Source organism: Collimonas sp. OK412, assembly GCF_900112135.1.
Lineage (GTDB): Bacteria > Pseudomonadota > Gammaproteobacteria > Burkholderiales > Burkholderiaceae_D > Collimonas > Collimonas rhizosphaerae.
On sequence record NZ_FOLC01000010.1, the window covers coordinates 166,429 to 182,344 of the forward strand.

At 59.9% G+C, this 15,916-nt stretch carries 17 protein-coding genes and 1 pseudogene; 9 read left to right on the plus strand and 9 right to left on the minus strand.

From position 1 onward, the window contains the following. Positions 1-35: 35 nt before the first annotated feature. Positions 36-1,544 (minus strand): leucyl aminopeptidase, encoded by a 1,509-nt coding sequence (locus tag BM062_RS13005; RefSeq protein ID WP_092397450.1) that lies wholly within the window; start codon positions 1,542-1,544, stop codon positions 36-38. 38 nt (positions 1,545-1,582) lie between these two features. Between BM062_RS13005 and lptF the strand changes: the two genes are divergently transcribed. From lptF to BM062_RS13020, 3 genes are read left to right on the plus strand one after another with little or no spacing between them, the layout of a single operon-like run. After that, on the plus strand, positions 1,583-2,734 hold the full coding sequence (gene lptF, locus BM062_RS13010; protein WP_092397452.1) for an LPS export ABC transporter permease LptF: 1,152 nt from the start codon (positions 1,583-1,585) through the stop codon (positions 2,732-2,734). After that, positions 2,731-3,864 (plus strand): LPS export ABC transporter permease LptG, encoded by a 1,134-nt coding sequence (gene lptG / locus BM062_RS13015; RefSeq protein ID WP_092397454.1) that lies wholly within the window; start codon positions 2,731-2,733, stop codon positions 3,862-3,864. The genes lptF and lptG overlap by 4 nt, the downstream gene beginning before the upstream one ends. 31 nt (positions 3,865-3,895) lie before the next feature. Beyond that, complete coding sequence (locus BM062_RS13020; RefSeq protein ID WP_092397456.1) at positions 3,896-4,297, plus strand: sirohydrochlorin chelatase; 402 nt, start codon at positions 3,896-3,898, stop codon at positions 4,295-4,297. Positions 4,298-4,471: 174 nt separating this feature from the next. Here the strand turns inward: BM062_RS13020 and BM062_RS13025 are convergent, their stop codons facing one another. Next, complete coding sequence (locus BM062_RS13025; RefSeq protein WP_092397458.1) at positions 4,472-5,380, minus strand: LysR substrate-binding domain-containing protein; 909 nt, start codon at positions 5,378-5,380, stop codon at positions 4,472-4,474. Between the two features lie 158 nt (positions 5,381-5,538). Here BM062_RS13025 and BM062_RS25040 point away from each other — a divergent pair, with 158 nt between their 5' ends. The 4 genes from BM062_RS25040 (at position 5,539) to BM062_RS25575 (ending at position 7,345) form a co-directional block, all read left to right on the plus strand. Further along, positions 5,539-5,724 (plus strand): DUF3563 family protein, encoded by a 186-nt coding sequence (locus BM062_RS25040; protein WP_175500991.1) that lies wholly within the window; start codon positions 5,539-5,541, stop codon positions 5,722-5,724. A 434-nt stretch (positions 5,725-6,158) separates the two neighbouring features. Next, positions 6,159-6,554, plus strand: coding sequence for a hypothetical protein (locus tag BM062_RS13030; RefSeq protein ID WP_092397460.1), 396 nt, complete (start codon positions 6,159-6,161; stop codon positions 6,552-6,554). A 261-nt stretch (positions 6,555-6,815) separates the two neighbouring features. Beyond that, positions 6,816-7,019, plus strand: coding sequence for a hypothetical protein (locus BM062_RS13035; RefSeq protein WP_092397462.1), 204 nt, complete (start codon positions 6,816-6,818; stop codon positions 7,017-7,019). Positions 7,020-7,171: 152 nt separating this feature from the next. After that, positions 7,172-7,345, plus strand: coding sequence for a hypothetical protein (locus tag BM062_RS25575; RefSeq protein ID WP_175500992.1), 174 nt, complete (start codon positions 7,172-7,174; stop codon positions 7,343-7,345). 12 nt (positions 7,346-7,357) lie between these two features. On the opposite strand, the gene cobA is transcribed toward BM062_RS25575, so the two are convergent. From cobA to BM062_RS13070, 7 genes are all read right to left on the minus strand, one after another. Beyond that, positions 7,358-8,134: a uroporphyrinogen-III C-methyltransferase gene (cobA, locus tag BM062_RS13040; protein ID WP_092397464.1), complete on the minus strand. Its 777-nt coding sequence runs from the start codon at positions 8,132-8,134 to the stop codon at positions 7,358-7,360. Positions 8,135-8,163: 29 nt separating this feature from the next. After that, positions 8,164-9,510, minus strand: a complete 1,347-nt coding sequence (locus tag BM062_RS13045) for a sulfate adenylyltransferase subunit 1 (RefSeq protein WP_092397466.1) — start codon at positions 9,508-9,510, stop codon at positions 8,164-8,166. Further along, positions 9,510-10,445 carry a sulfate adenylyltransferase subunit CysD gene (cysD, locus tag BM062_RS13050; protein ID WP_092397468.1) on the minus strand — a complete coding sequence of 312 codons (936 nt, stop codon included), beginning with the start codon at positions 10,443-10,445 and terminating at the stop codon, positions 9,510-9,512. The genes BM062_RS13045 and cysD overlap by 1 nt, the downstream gene beginning before the upstream one ends. A gap of 40 nt (positions 10,446-10,485) precedes the next feature. Continuing rightward, complete coding sequence (locus BM062_RS13055; RefSeq protein WP_092397470.1) at positions 10,486-11,232, minus strand: phosphoadenylyl-sulfate reductase; 747 nt, start codon at positions 11,230-11,232, stop codon at positions 10,486-10,488. Positions 11,233-11,234: 2 nt separating this feature from the next. Next, positions 11,235-11,777, minus strand: a complete 543-nt coding sequence (locus BM062_RS13060) for a DUF934 domain-containing protein (RefSeq protein ID WP_092397472.1) — start codon at positions 11,775-11,777, stop codon at positions 11,235-11,237. Further along, a complete protein-coding gene (locus BM062_RS13065) occupies positions 11,752-13,449 on the minus strand; it encodes a nitrite/sulfite reductase (protein WP_092397474.1) in 1,698 nt (565 codons plus the stop codon). The genes BM062_RS13060 and BM062_RS13065 overlap by 26 nt, the downstream gene beginning before the upstream one ends. 97 nt (positions 13,450-13,546) lie before the next feature. Then, positions 13,547-14,320, minus strand: coding sequence for a sulfite exporter TauE/SafE family protein (locus BM062_RS13070; protein ID WP_092397476.1), 774 nt, complete (start codon positions 14,318-14,320; stop codon positions 13,547-13,549). A gap of 243 nt (positions 14,321-14,563) precedes the next feature. Here BM062_RS13070 and BM062_RS13075 point away from each other — a divergent pair, with 243 nt between their 5' ends. Continuing rightward, positions 14,564-15,505, plus strand: a complete 942-nt coding sequence (locus tag BM062_RS13075; protein ID WP_092397478.1) for a CysB family HTH-type transcriptional regulator — start codon at positions 14,564-14,566, stop codon at positions 15,503-15,505. Positions 15,506-15,644: 139 nt separating this feature from the next. Further along, positions 15,645-15,916 (plus strand): annotated as a pseudogene (locus BM062_RS13080) (IS110 family transposase); the annotation flags it as partial.

Below are 15,916 nucleotides of genomic sequence, written 5' to 3' on the forward strand. Positions count from 1 at the left end.
GCTGCCGGCACCCCGTCTGCCATGCCAGTTACCGATTACTTGGCTGCGGCGGCGCGATTCATCAGGAACGTGGTCAGCAGGGCGACCGGGCGTCCGGTTGCGCCCTTGGCTGCGCCGCTTTTCCATGCCGTGCCGGCGATGTCCAGGTGGGCCCAGGTGTATTTCTTGGTGTAGCGCTCCAGGAAACAGGCTGCGGTGATGCTGCCGCCGGCCGGGCCGCCGATATTCGCCATGTCGGCGAAATTCGACTTCAGCTGTTCCTGGTAGCTGTCTTCGATCGGCATGCGCCATGCGGTATCGCCGGTCGCCTTGCCGGCGCTCAGCAATTCGTTTGCCAGGGCGTCATGCGCGCTGTCGTGACGCGTGAACAGGCCGGAATTGTGGTGGCCGAGCGAAGTAACGCAAGCGCCGGTCAGCGTCGCGATATCGACCACGGCAGCCGGCTTGAAGCGCTCTACGTAGGTCAGCGCATCGCACAGCACCAGGCGGCCTTCGGCGTCGGTGTTGAGGACCTCGATGGTCTGGCCCGACATCGAAGTGACGATGTCGCCCGGCTTGGTGGCGGTGCCGGACGGCATGTTCTCAGTCGCCGGAATGACGCCGATCACGTTCAGCTTCAGCTTCAGCTCGGCGATGGCGCGGATGGTGCCCAGCACCGAACCGGCGCCGCACATGTCGTATTTCATCTCATCCATGCCGGCGCCGCCCTTGAGCGAGATGCCGCCGGTGTCGAAGGTGATGCCCTTGCCGACCAGCACGGTCGGCGCATCCTTGGCCTTGCCGCCCAGGTGCTTGAGGATGATGAACTTCGGCGCTTCGCCGCCGCCGCGTGCAACCGACAGGAAACTGCCCATTTTCAGGGCTTCCAGCTGCTTGCGGTCGAGTACTTCGACCGACAGCTTGAATTCCTTGGCCAGTTTCTTGGCTGTGTTGGCGAGGTAAGTCGGGGTGCAGACATTGCCGGGCAGGTTGCCCAGTTCCTTGGTCAGGTCGATGCCGTTGGCCAGCGCCACGCCTTGCGCCAGGGCGTCCTTGGCGACAGCGGCTTTGGCGGCGGCGACCAGGAAGGCGACCTTCTTGATGCCGGATGTTGTCTCTTTTTTACTTTTCAGGGTGTCCGAGCGATAGCTGTTGTCGCGCAGCACCAGGATGCTGCTGCGGATGGCCCATGCCAGGTCGCGTTCCTTGACGGCGTCAAACGGCAGCGCCAGCAGGGCGTCGGCGCCGCCCAGCGTCGCCAGGACGCGCGCCACGCACAGGGCCGCCATCGACGTGACCTTGTCGTTCAGCTCGCCGTCCGCGCCAAGGCCGATCAGCAGCACGCGCTCGGCGGCGACGCCGGCGACTTTGCGCAGCAGCAGAGTAGAGCCTGGTTTACCGGAAATATCTCCGGACTTTAGTGCAGCAGTGATTTCACCAGATTTGTCAAGAGCTTGCGCTTGTGGCGAGAGTTTCTTGTTTTCATAGATCCCGACTGCGATACAGCCGGCTTTCAGAGAGGCAATTGAGGTTTTTGCGTCAATGGTTTTTATGCTAAAGTCCATCACTTACTCCTTTTTTTGATCCGCAATTATATTCCCCAATGATCTTTCAGCGCGCACTACGACGCGAATTAATTAGCACCGCCGGTGCAGTTTTCACTACGCTCTTCACAATTATCATCACGGTGATGCTGATCAAGATTCTGGGACAAGCAGCCGGAGGACAGATTGCGTCCCAGGACGTGGTCGCGCTGATCGGATTCCAGTCCCTGAACTACATGCCGATCCTGCTGATCCTGACCGGCTATATCTCGGTGCTGCTGGTGGTCACGCGCAGCTACCAGGATTCGGAAATGGTGGTCTGGTTCGCGTCCGGCCAGAGCCTGGTGCGCTGGATCCAGCCGGTGCTGTGGTTCGGCCTGCCCATCATCGTCCTGACCACTTTCCTCAGTTTTGTGGCGACGCCGTGGGCCAACAGCGAGAGCGCGCAATACCGCGAGCGCTTCGAGAAGCGTGAAGACATTTCCCGGGTTTCGCCCGGCAAGTTCCAGGAATCGGCGTCGGCCAACCGCATCTACTTCGTCGAAGGACTGACCGGCGACGCCAGCAAGGTCAAGAATGTCTTCGTCAATACCCAGCAGGACGGCAAGAACAGCATCGTGGTGGCCAAGGAAGGCAATGTCGAGCTGGACAAGAACGGCGACAAGTTCCTGATCCTGTCGAAAGGGCGGCGCTATGACGTCCTCTCCAGCCAGAACGAGTTCCGGGTCATGGAATTCGAGCGATACGGCGTGCTGGTGGCCAGCAATTCGCAAGCGGTCAACGGCGACAAGTCGGCGCGCGCCTTGCCCACCGGCGACCTGCTGAAAGACCGCAACGGCTTCAACATGGGCGAGCTGCTGTGGCGCCTGTCGCTGCCGCTGATGGCGCTATGCCTGATGCTGCTGGCGATACCGCTGAGTTTTGTCAATCCGCGGGTAGGGCGTTCGGCCAGCCTGCTGATCGCGCTGCTGCTGTTCATTACCTACAGCAACGTGACCAATATCTTCCAGGCCGCGGTAGTGCAGGGACGCATGTCGTTCGGCGTCGGCTGGTGGCCGATGCACCTGGTGGTGCTGGCCATCATCGCTTTGCTGTTCCTATGGCGGCTCAATGTCAATAGCCGCTGCCACCCTCTGGTCATGTGGTCCGCTGTCAAGCACGCACGCCTGCTTAAAAACAAAAAAACGATCAAGAAAACGGCGGCAACATGAAAGTCCTGCAGCGTTATTTCACTTCCGAGATAGTCCGGTCCGTCCTGTTCACGCTGGCGGCGTTCCTGGCGCTGTTCGCCTTCTTCGACTTGATGAACGAGCTGCCGTCGGTCGGCCGCGGCGGCTATAAATTGCAGCACGCCTTCTTTTTCGTCGTGCTTGGCTTGCCGGGCTACGCCTATGAGCTGATGCCGATTGCGGCCCTGATCGGCACCATCTATACCTTGTCGCAATTCGCCGCGCGTTCCGAATTCACCATCATGCGCGTCTCCAGCATGTCGACCATGATGACCGCCAAGATCCTGGTCAAGATCGGCTTGCTGTTTGTGGTCGCCACGGTATTGATCGGGGAATTCGTGTCGCCCAAGAGCGCCGAGTTTGCCGAGAAGGTGAAGCTGGAGGCCAAGGGCTCGTCGATCTCGCAGAAATTCAAGACCGGCTTGTGGAGCAAGGATGTGATACGGACCGGCGGCACCAGCGGCGACATCGTCGGCTCGCGCTTCATCAATATCGGCGAAATCCGCCCGGACGGCCGGCTGATCGGCGTCAAGCTTTACGAATTCGACCGCAACCTGCACATGACGGCCCTGATCCTGGCCGGCCACGCCGACTACAAGGGCCAGCACACCTGGAACATGGAAGACGTGGTGCAGACCGATTTTGTCAACGGCACCTCGACTGAAGACATCACCAGTTCGATCGCTACCAAGAAATTCCCGAACAAGGAGCTGGTGTCGGAAATCACGCCGGAAATCCTGTCGGTCCTGTTTGCCGACCCGGACCATATGTCGGCTTACAACCTGTGGTCTTATTCCCAGCATCTGGCGGAAAACAACCAGCACACCGAGCGCTACGACATCGCGTTCTGGAAAAAGCTGGTGTACCCCTTGTCGGTCTTCGTGATGATGGCGCTGGCCCTGCCGTTCGCCTACCTGCATTTCCGCACCGGCGGCGTCAGCCTGAAGATCTTTACCGGCATCATGATCGGCGTCAGTTTCCAGCTGGTCAATACGCTGTTTTCGCATCTCGGTTTACTCAACACATGGCCGCCTTTTTTCACCGCGGCCTTGCCCAGCACCATCTTCCTGCTGATCGCCATCGGCGCCTTGTGGAAGATCGAGCGAAACTGACGCCGCACCTTGCTTGAAGATAGGGTGAACCATGTCTCAGTCTGCCTCTCATTCCACACCTCGCCAGGCGCTTATCCTGTTCGCCCACGGCGCCCGCGATCCCAGCTGGGCCGCGCCGTTCGAGTCCCTGCGGCAGCTGATCCAGCGCCAGCGGCCGCAGCTGCTGGTCAAGCTGGCTTTCCTTGAATTGATGCAGCCCGGCCTGCCGCAGCTGCTGCAGCAGCTGGTTGCCGCCGGCGTCAGCGAAGCCAGCGTGGTGCCGGTATTCCTGGGGCAGGGCGGCCATGTACGGCGCGACTTGCCGGCATTGATCGCACAGGCCCGGCAGCAGCATCCGCAACTGGCCATCACGGTGGCGCAGGCGGTAGGCGAACAATCCGACGTACAGGACGCCATCGTCCGTTACTGCCTCTCTACCCTGCCGCCGGGATAATACTAGTGTAGTGTTTCGCACGTAATGACACTTAATAAACGGCGTCTAGCCGACCGCGTCTTTTCGCGCCATGCGTCGTTGCAAATCCTCGCGATAGTCTCGCTATCGCTCCGGTTTGCGCGGGGCGGCCATCCGCCTAGCCTGGCACGAAAATACACCATTTCTTAAGCGCCATTACATACGAAGCACTACACTGGCGCAGGTCTGCTGTCCCTTCGATTGCAGCCAGCCGATGAAATTCGCCAGCACCGGATCCTGGCCGCCGGGGCGGAACAGCAAGTGGAATCCTTTGTCCCGCAGCAGCAGGTCAGGGAACAGCGGCAGCAGGCTGCCATGCGCCAGATCATCCTCGATCAGGGCCAGCGATCCCAGCGCTACCCCAAGATCGGTCAGCGCTGCCTGCAAGCTTAAAAAGAAATGTTCATAGATCTGGCCGGGAAGCTGGCCCTTGACCGCCACGCCGACTGCGCTGAACCAGCGCGTCCAGCTTTCCGAGCGGCTCGACAGGTGCAGCAGCGATGCCTGCAGCAGGTCGGCCGGCGCCTTGAAGCAGTGCTGCTGCAGGTAACGCGGCGACGCTACCGGCGTCAGCACGTCGTCCAGGAAACGTATGCACTCGTACTCAGCGCGATGCATGGGACTGCGCCGTATCAGCACATCGAACGGTTCCTTGATGGCGTCGACGGCGACGGTCGAGGTGGTGACGCGGATTTCGACGCGCGGGTTTTCTATCTGGAACGAGGATAGCCGTGGAATCAGCCAGCGCATCGCCATGGATGGCGTGCAGCTGACGCGGATGATGCGCACCTTGCCGGTATTGAGCAGCTGTTCGCCCGCCAGCGCGATGCGGTCGAGGCCGGCTTTGACGTCGGCAAAAAATATCCGCGCCGCCGCCGTCGGCTCGACGCCGCGCTGGCCCCTGACAAACAGGGTCTGGTCGAAATGCTGTTCCAGCAGCTTGATCTGCTGACTCACCGCGCTGTGCGTCAGGTGCAGCTCGGCGGCCGCCAGCGTCAGGCTGCCGGTCCGTACAACGGCTTCAAATACGCGCAGGGGCTTGAGCGGCGGCAGTCGTGTTTTCATGTTAAAAAAACTTATATTGGGGATAGTTAATACGGCTTTAAGAAAAACCTGGGCGGACCTATTCTACAGCCATGGCAATCGGTTACGAAGCCTCCGATTTTTAGGCTCATCGCTGGGAGTTCGATATGGCGTTTTCTAATATATTTTCTAATGGTAAATTGCAGCGACTGGTAAAGAAACTGGCTGCATCGGGCGGCAGCGGCGCACCCGCACCGGATGCGGAACAGGCTTATCTCGCTGCGTCCCGGGATCACCAGGACCTGGAGCGGCGCTTGCGGGTGCTGGATTGCCGGCACGGATCGGTCCTGCATACTTTGCGGGTGCTGAAAATTAGTTCCTATTAATCCTGTCGAACGCCGGCTGTCATCGGTGTGGCGGTATCGGCAATACATATTTTTTGGCGAAAGTAAAGGGTTTTTACTTGACAGAATAGCTAGCCGGAAATATAATCCCGGCATTGCATTATATGGAGGTCCATATCTTGGACAGTTGTTCTAGTAGTAGACGTGGATGGGCCCTCAGCCCGGCACATAGCGCATAACCTCTAGCAGACCTCCCTCCGCTACAGCTTGTGCCATATGCGAGCTGTAGTATCGCGGCAAACCATGCCGCAGCGATACTCCCATCCGTTTTTTTGCAAGACCGTTTTTCGTGCTGCCATCCGGCGGATTGCGTACGGCTGTGTCCGGCCATGTGCTTGCTTCAGGCGCACAGGCCTGGCGCCGGCCGCGGCAATGCGCATGGCATCGCGGCTGACGGATGTAGGAAGGAGATCGCCATGCCATTCGATAAACTGCATGCATTTTTCAACAAGCGCCGTTTTGCTGCGTCCGGCGACGGCAGCGAAACAGCTTTGCCATACCGTATCGTGACCACTTGCCGCAGTTCGGAAGTGGCCAAGCTCGAAGAGCTGATGCGGCGGCGGCTGTCGGCGTATGACGTGACTTACCAGGGCAGCGAGCCTGCGATACAGGCGCATCTGACCAGCATCACGGTCGAAGTGATGTGCTCGGTGCGGGAACGCGGCGGACTGGTGCAATTGGTCACCCGCCTGGCGCAGGAAATCAGCGTGCGCAGCGTACGCTGGGAAAGCATTCCCCAGCGTTCGGCGCGTCCTGTCCAGGACCGCACCGCATCTCGCGCCCGGCATGCTGCCGCGGCGCAGCCGGCATAACCAGGAGTTAGTGAAATGGACTGTTCCAGTTGTCCGCGCTACCGGACTAAAAAATTAGCACCAGAAAATAGTAAAGCAGGCGTGAGTTTGCCTGTCCCCGTCTAGCTATCCCACCGTTCCGGTGTCGATTGGCCAGGCTGGACAGCTTGCAATCGACTGGCGGAATGTCTTTTCGCAGTCGTCCGTGCCAATGCCGGCACCTCGCCACGCTTTACATGCTGACTTTGTTTCCGAATCGGAAGCAGCACATGAAAAGGTGAAATGATGACTATCAAAACCCTGTTGGGCATGGGCCCAAACAATCGCAATAACAGCGGCAGCAGCTGGACTTTCGGCTGGACGCCAAGCCAGGCGTCGGCGCTTTCCGGCAACGCAAAAAATGCCGCCAAGCGTGAAGCCGGCCACGGCGAGCGCCAGGTCGGCGTTTACGGCGTACTGGCGACGCGCAATCTCAACGGGCGCTGAGCGCCGGTTGCAGTCCGAAGTCTGAAAGCCGGATCCTGCCGCTGTTGGCGGCAGGACGGCTGGTTATTTGAATGCGGCAGTTTCCCGGCATTGCAGCAACGTCGGGCCGATGCTGCCGCTAAGGAGCAAGAAGGAGCAAGAAGGAGCAAAAAATGAAATGGGAATTTTTGAACAAGAGAGTTGCAGTATTCCTGGTATTGACCGTAGCCGCCGCCGGCCTGGTCAGCTGGATCAATGTTTTGTCGCCTGAAGACCGTGCCGATCAATCCGGCCAGGTCCTGCAAAAAGCGCTGGCCTCGCCGGCGCACGCCAAACCGCTGCAGTGAGCACTGACGGCGTCAGGCCGCATCCTGCCGGTCTTGCCGACCGGTTTCCAGCGTTTGCCGGGCGCGGCTTGCCAAAGCCTCGCCTATCATCACCAGCACCGGGCCTTCGCACAGCTGCAAGCCTGACTCCAGCTGGTCCAGCCGCAAGCGCTGGATGCGCTGGTTGTCGCGGCTGCAGTTTTCCACTACGACAACCGGGGTCGAGGCAGCACGGCCTTGCGCCAGCAGGCGCTGCGCGGTAGCCGCCGCTTCACGCCCGCCCATGTACTGCACCAGCGTGTCGCAAGAAGGAATATTGACTTCATCCGATTCGCCGGGAGCCGTGCTCGAGGTGAAGAAGGCTACGCTGCGCGCCACGCCGCGCTTGGTCAAAGGCTGCTGCGAAGTTGCCGCTGCCGCCAGCGCGGCACTGATGCCTGGCACCACTTCGACCGCGATGCCATGCTGTTCCAGCGCCCGCAGTTCTTCATCGGCGCGGCCGAACAGCATCGGGTCGCCGCCCTTCAGACGGACTACCACTGCGTATTTGCGCGCATTGTCGATCATCTGCTTGTTGATGAACTGCTGTGCGGTGGACAGCTTGCCGCAGCGTTTCCCGACCGCGATCTTCAACGCTTGCGGGCACAATGCGAGCATCTCTTCGGTAACCAGCGCGTCATGCAAGACGACATCGGCCTGCGCCAGCAGCCTGGCGCCGCGCACGGTAATCAGGTCGGCCGCGCCAGGGCCGGCGCCGATCAGGTAAACCTTGCCGTAGGCAGGTTGGCGGGAGGAGTGAGTAGCTTGCATGGCTTGCCTGTCCAATCTGTCGCTGTCAGTCAGTCGAGTCCGGGTTGCAGGCGAATCATGCCGGCGGCCACGGTCTGGTGCGTAACTTCATCAATCAGGATGAAAGCGCCGGTCGCGCGGATCGCATCGTAGGAATCGGCAGCGATGGCTTGCTGCAGGCTGAGCGAGACGCGGGCGATGTCGTTCAGCCTGAGCGATTCGGCCGGGCGCCGTTCCTGGGTGTTGATATCGAGCAGCGTATCGACCTTGGAGATGCGCGCCGCGACCTGTTTGGTGCTGTGTTTCATCCAGTACTTGCGGCGCAGGTCGAGCGCGTCTTCCGACAGCCAGCAGAGGTCGGCGCTGACGGTTTTCAGCAAGGCCGGCGCACGTTCGATCGAAGTCAGCATGTCGCCGCGCGAGATGTCCAGGTATTCGTCCAGCAGCAAGGTGACCGACTGGCCGACCACGGCCGACGGCAGCGAACCTTCCAGCACCAGGATGTCTTTCACCGTGGCGCTCTGGCCGCTCGGCTGCACCACCAGCTTGTCGCCCTTGTGCACCTTGCCGGCTTCGATGCGGCCCATGTAGCCGCGGAAGTCGTTGGCTTCGTGGCCGTTGTGGCGCGCCACCAGCTGCACCGGGAAGCGGAACGGCTCGTCGTGCGATTCGTCGTAGACGCTGAGCGATTCCAGCAGCTCGATCAGGGTCGGGCCCTGGTTCCACGGCATGTTGTCGCCGGCTGCCACCACATTGTCGCCTGCCAGCGCCGATAGCGGGATAGGACGGACGTCGCGCAAGCCCAGCTGTGCGGCAAATTCCTGGTAGGCGGCAACGATGCGGTCGTACACGACTTGGTCGTAATTCACCAGGTCCATCTTGTTGACGGCGACGATCACGTGCTCGATCTGCAGCAGGTGGGCAATGGTCGAATGGCGTTTGGTCTGGGTCAGCAGTTCGACGCTGCCGTCGTCGCCCAGCTTCACCTTGGAAACGTCGATCAGGATGATGACCGCATCCGCGGTCGAAGCGCCGGTCACCATGTTGCGTGTGTATTGCTCGTGGCCCGGGGTGTCGGCGATGATGAATTTACGCTTCGGCGTGGCGAAATAGCGGTAGGCGACGTCGATCGTGATGCCTTGTTCGCGCTCGGCTTCCAGGCCGTCGGTCAGCAGCGACAGGTCGATGGTGTCGCCCACCGTGCGTTTGTGCTTGGCGCGCGAGATGGCGTCGAGCTGGTCGGCGAAAATGCCCTTGCTGTCGAACAGCAGGCGGCCGATCAGCGTGCTCTTGCCGTCATCCACCGAACCGGCTGTGATGAAACGCAGCAGGCCGCGCTCCAGCGGCGCGTTGTCGGCGGTGACGGGATTGGCAACGGTGTTTACAACGGCGTTCATCAGAAATATCCTTCTTTTTTGCGTTTTTCCATCGAGGCTTCCGACGTCTGGTCATCCATCCGGGTAGCGCCGCGTTCCGTGATTTGCGTCACCGCGGTTTCGGCGATGATGGCTTCCACGGTAGCCGCATCGGAGGCGACCGGGCAGGTGCAGGAAATGTCGCCGACGGTGCGGAAGCGCACTTCACGCAGTTCCGCGGTTTCGCCTTCCCTGGCCGGCGTCAGGTCGGTCAGCGGCACCAGCAGGCCGTTGCGCGGGATCACCTGGCGCTGGTGGGCGAAATAGATCGGCGGCAGTTCAAGTTTTTCGCGCGCGATGTATTGCCAGACATCCAGCTCGGTCCAGTTGGAAATCGGGAATACCCGCATGTTTTCGCCTGGATGGACACGGGTGTTGTAGAGATCCCAGAGTTCAGGGCGTTGCGCCTTCGGGTTCCATTGGCCGAACTCGTCGCGGAATGAGAAAATACGTTCCTTGGCGCGCGCTTTTTCTTCATCGCGGCGGGCGCCGCCGATGCAGGCGTCGAACTTGTGTTCGGCAATGGTTTCCAGCAGGGTCACGGCTTGCGCGGCATTGCGCGAATCGGTCAGCGGATTGCGCAGGCGCACCGTGCCGCGCTTGATCGAATCCTCGACCGAACCGACGATCAGGCGTTCGCCCAGCTCGGCAACGCGCTTGTCGCGGAAGGTGATGACTTCTTCAAAATTGTGCCCGGTGTCGATATGCACCAGGGGGAAAGGGAATTTGCCAGGACGGAACGCTTTCTCGGCAATCCGCAACAGCACCACAGAATCCTTGCCGCCCGAAAACAGCAATGCCGGATTGCTGCATTCGGCCGCCACTTCGCGCATGATGTGGATCGCTTCCGATTCCAGCCAGTCGAGATGGCGGTTGGCGGCCTTGTCCAGGAAAAATTTTTCAACAACTGTGTTCATGTCGGTTCTTGTCATTTGAAGATGCGATGATTCAGGCGTTTTACTGGAGGGATGGACTTGATGCTGACTTGATGCGGATCAGTTTACCGTCGACCACATGCAAGCCGCATTCCTTCGATTCGGGATTTTCCCACCACCAGCGGCCGGCGCGTACGTCTTCGCCCGGCTGGATGGCGCGGGTGCAGGGTTCGCAGCCGATCGACGGATAACCTTTGTCGTGCAGCGGGTTGTACGGCACATTATTGTCGCGGATGTATTGCCAGACATCGTCCTCCGACCAGTCGGCCAGAGGATTGAACTTGGCCATGCCGTGCGCTTGGTCCTGTTCCTGCACATGCAATTCGGCGCGCGTCTGCGACTGCGCCCGGCGCTGGCCGGTGATCCATGCCTTGTTGCCGGCGAGGGCGCGCTTCAGCGGCTCGATCTTGCGGATCCGGCAGCATTCCTTGCGCATCTCTATGCTGTCGTAAAACGCGTTCAAGCCGTTCTGTTCGACATAGGCAGCGACAGCTTCAGGCTGCGGCCGATATGGCGTGACGTCGTAGCCGTAGGTTTCCTTGATGCGATCCAGCATGCCCAGCGTTTCGGCATGCAGGCGCCCGGTTTCCAGGGTGAAGATGGCGATCTTGTCCTGCAGCTGGTTGCGCAGGATCAGGTCGGTCAGCACCATGTCTTCGGCCGCCAGGCTGGAAGCGAACACCGCCGGCGTATATTCGGCGGCGATTCTTTCCAGCGTCGCCTTGGTGGCGGCGATCAGTTCCGGTAGGGATGAGGTCGGGCTGCTCATGGTCAGTCCTGGGTCACGGCTTGGCGCTGCACGCGGCGGAACAGCGGTGTTTTCTCATCCCACGAAGTCTGGTATTTTTCCGAGAAGTCGGTCAAGCCTTTGAGGGCGTCGTTGATGTCCTTGTCGGCGCGTACCGCAAAGGCGTTGAAACCCACGCGCTGCATGTAAAACAGCTGGTCGCGCAAGACATCGCCGATGGCGCGCAGTTCGCCGTTATAGCCAAGCCGGGTGCGCAGGTTATAGGCGATCGAATAGCCGCGGCCGTCGGTGAATTTGGGGAAGTCGACCGCGATCAGGGAAAAACGCGCCAGGTCGTCTTTCACTACGTCCGCTTGCGCATCACTGCCCAGCCATACGCCTACTTCCGCACGCTCCAGCAATTGCGCGCGCTGGGCGGTCCAGACGCTGAACGGCACGATTACCCGGCCGGCAGGGATGCTGACGCTGTCGGCGCTGTCGCCTTCGTTCAGGCGCAGCACGCTCCAGTCGTCGGCGACGACGTTGCGGTTCTTGATGATATTAGTAGACACAGGCGTCCTCTCCATGGGTGTAGCCGGTCGGGATCGGGCTGGCGTAGACAAATTCCTTGAAGGGCGTGATGCCCAGGCGCTGCACCGTATCGATGAACAGCTCTTCTTCGGTGCGCTGCTGCACATACACGCTCAGCAGGCGCTCGATCACTACCGGCATTTGCTGCGCCGAGAACGACGGCCCAATGATCTTGCCGATGCTGGTGTTGTTGCCTTGCGCGCCGCCGATGGAAACCTGGTACCACTCGGAGCCGTCCTTGTCGACGCCGAGGATGCCGATATTGCCGACGTGGTGATGGCCGCAGGCATTGATGCAGCCCGAGATATTCAGTTCGATGTCGCCGATGTCATGCTGGAAATCGAGGTTGTCGAATTTCTCAGCGATGGCTTGCGCGATCGGGATCGACTTGGCGTTGGCCAGCGAGCAGAAATCGCCGCCGGGGCAGCAGATGATGTCGGTCAGCAGGCCGATGTTCGGCGTCGCCAGTCCTTGCGCCTTGACTGCCTGCCACACTGTAAACAGTTCGCTGATCTTGACGTCGGCCAGCACCAGGTTCTGTTCGTGCGTCACGCGCACTTCGCCGAAGCTGTGCTGGTCGGCCAGGTCGGCCACGAAATCGAGCTGGGCGGCAGTGATGTCGCCAGGCGGCACGCCGGTTTTCTTGACCGAGAGGATGACGGCGGCATAGCCACTTACCTTGTGCGCCTTGACGTTGCGCTTGAGCCAGTTGGCGAACGCCTTGTTGTCTGCTTTGTGCGCCTCGAAGGCGGCATCGCCGGCAGGCAGCGTTTCGTATGGCGGCGGCGTGAAATACTGGGCGATCCGCTGCAGCTCTTCAGCCGTCAGCGTGGCCGGGCCATCCTTGATGTCGAGCCACTCGGCTTCTACCTGGCGCGCGAATTCCTCGGCGCCCAAGGCTTTCACCAGGATCTTGATGCGCGCCTTGTATTTGTTGTCGCGGCGGCCGTGCTGGTTATACACGCGCAGGATCGCTTCCAGGTAGGTCAGCGCATGCTGCCACGGCAGGAATTCGCGGATCACGCTGCCGATGATAGGCGTACGGCCCATGCCGCCGCCGACCAATACGCGGAAGCCGACTTCGCCCTCGGCATTTTTCACCACATGCAAGCCGATGTCGTGCACGGCGGTGGCGGCGCGGTCTTGCTCGGCGCCGCTGATGGCGATCTTGAATTTACGCGGCAGGAAGGCGAACTCGGGATGGAAGGTGCTCCATTCGCGGATCATTTCGGCGTAAGGGCGCGGATCGATGATCTCGTCGGCGGCGACGCCGGCCAGTTCGTCCGAGGTCGTGTTGCGGATGCAGTTGCCGGAAGTCTGGATCGCATGCATTTCAACCGTGGCCAGCTCGGCCAGGATGTCCGGCGACTGTTCCAGGTTGATCCAGTTGAACTGGATGTTCTGGCGCGTGGTCAGGTGGCCGTAGCCGCGGTCGTACTTGCGGGCGATGTGGGCGAACATGCGGACCTGCGGCGAAGACAGCATGCCATACGGCACGGCGATGCGCAGCATGTAGGCATGGCGCTGCATGTACAGGCCGTTTTGCAGGCGCAGCGGCAGGAACTCTTCTTCCGTCAGCTCATCGGCCAGGCGGCGTCTCACCTGGTCGCGGTATTGGGCGACCCGTTCCTTGACTATCAGGTGATCGTATTGATCGTAGCGATACATCTTCGTCTTCCTTATGGGTTGCGGCGAAATTCCTCATGAACTCGCCGCGCCTTTATAAATAGATGCAGGGACTGCGCTGGCGCAATCCTTTCGTAACTTAGTAAATCAGTTTTACCGCAACGCTGGTCAGCGTCAGCGCCAGCAGGCCGCGCAGGAATTTTTCCGGTACCGCGCGCGCCGCCAGCGAACCAAGCGTGATGCCAGGCACCGAGCCGAGCAGCAGGGCGCCCAGCAGGTTCCAGTCGATCGAGCCCAGCCACCAGTGGCCGAGGGCGGCGATCGCGGTCAGCGGCACGGCGTAGGCGATGTCAGTGCCGGCGACTTCCGCCGGCGACAGGCGAGGATACAGCAGCACCAGGATGGTGGCGCCCACTGCGCCGGCGCCGATCGACGACATGGTGACCAGGGCGCCAAGCACCAGTCCTGCAAAAATCGTGGCCGCTGTCAGCTTCCTGCCTTGCAAATGTTTTTCCGGATGGGCGTTCAGCCAATGCTGCAGCTTGCCTTTGAACAGCAGGGCGATCACCGTCAGCAATACCGAACCCGCGATCGAATAGCGTATCACCTGGCCGATTTCGGCGCTGATGCCGCCCAGGTACTTGAGCGCCAGCGCGGTGGCGATGGCGGCCGGCAGCGCGCCCAGCGACAGCAGCTTGACGATATCCCAGCGCACGGTGCCGCGCGAGCGGTGAGCGACGGTGCCGGCGACCTTGGTCACCGACGCAAACGCCAGGTCGGTGCCAACCGCGACACTTGGATGGATGCCGAACAGCAAGGTGAGCAGAGGCGTCATCAGCGAGCCGCCGCCGACGCCAGTCAATCCAACCAATACTCCGACGGCAAAACCGCTCACTACATAAGAAACAGTCATATCACCTCGTACGAAACACCTGGAATCGTAATAAACTTCACATATATCTCCAACTACAGACTATTTATTTGCTTATATGCGCATTTGATATATGCAAATACGGCAAATACGCTTGCTTTCGGGAGCTGGAAGCAGGGGCGTCGAGGTGCAGTTGTTTTTTTGAAATGTACCGAGATTTGTTTTTTATCAAGTTTCCCGGTTGGACCGGATAGATTCTCATATAAAGAAAACCAAGGAAAATCCATGAATCTCCATCAGTTCCGTTTTGTCCGTGAGGCGGTGCGCCAGAACTACAACCTTACCGAGGCTGCGAAGGCATTGTATACCTCGCAGCCGGGTGTTTCCAAGGCGATCATCGAGCTGGAGGAAGAACTGGGCGTTGATATTTTTACACGCCACGGCAAGCGTATCCGCGGACTGACGGAGCCGGGGCGGGCGGTATTGCGCTCGGTCGAACTGATCATGCAGGAAATCGATGGCCTCAAGCGCATCGGCAACGAATACGCGGCGCATGACAGCGGTAGTTTCACGATCGCCACTACCCATACCCAGGCGCGTTATGCGCTGCCTAAGGTGGTGCAGGCGTTTACCTTGAAGTTTCCCAAGGTCCGCTTGTCTTTGTTGCAAGGCAATCCCAAGCAGGTTGCCGACATGGTGCGCAACGACCAGGCTGACCTGGCCTTGGCGACCGAGGCGATCGTCAACGCCGACGGCCTGGTGACCTTGCCTTGTTACCAGTGGGAGCATGTGGTGGTGGTGCCGCCGGATCATCCTTTATTGCAATCGAAGGCGATCACGCTGGAAGAGATCGCTGCTTTTCCGCTGATTACCTACGATAGTGCGTTTACCGGCCGGACCAAGATCGACCATGCCTTTTCTTTGCGCAACCTGAAGCCGGATGTGCTGCTGGAGGCGATTGATGCCGATGTCATCAAGACTTATGTCGAGCTGGGCATGGGGGTGGGGATTATCGCCGGGATGGCGTTTGATCCGGAGCGAGACGGCGGCTTGCGTTCGATTCCGGTTGGGCACCTGTTCGGCACCAACATTTCGCGGGCGGCCGTGAAGCAGGGGGCTTATCTGCGCAGTTATGTGTATACCTTCATCGAGCTGCTGGCCCCGACCATGAATCGCAAGCTGATCGAGCAGGTGATGAATGGCGAAAAGGACATGTACGAGCTATAACCACTGCAGTTAAATGGGGTCGGAGTTTTTTTCGCGTCCTTTGCGAAAATTACTCTGATAATCATCTAGCCGTCCTCCCCTTGGCAAACGCCAAGCGATAAAGTAACGGTGCGAACCCAACTTTATCAAGGAGAACGGCATGTTATTTTGCGGCATAGACCTCCATTCGAACAACAATTTTATTGTCATTTCCGATGACACGGACAAAGTCGTGTATTCCAGGCGATTACCGAATAATCTGGACGAGATTTGTGCGGCCTTGGAACCGTATCGGTCAGAGCTCTCTGGCGTTGTTGTGGAATCGACCTATAACTGGTACTGGCTTGTCGACAGTCTCATCGAGGCTGGTTATTCTCTGCACCTGGCCAATACCACGGCCATCAAGCAATACGATGGTCTCAAATACCGAGG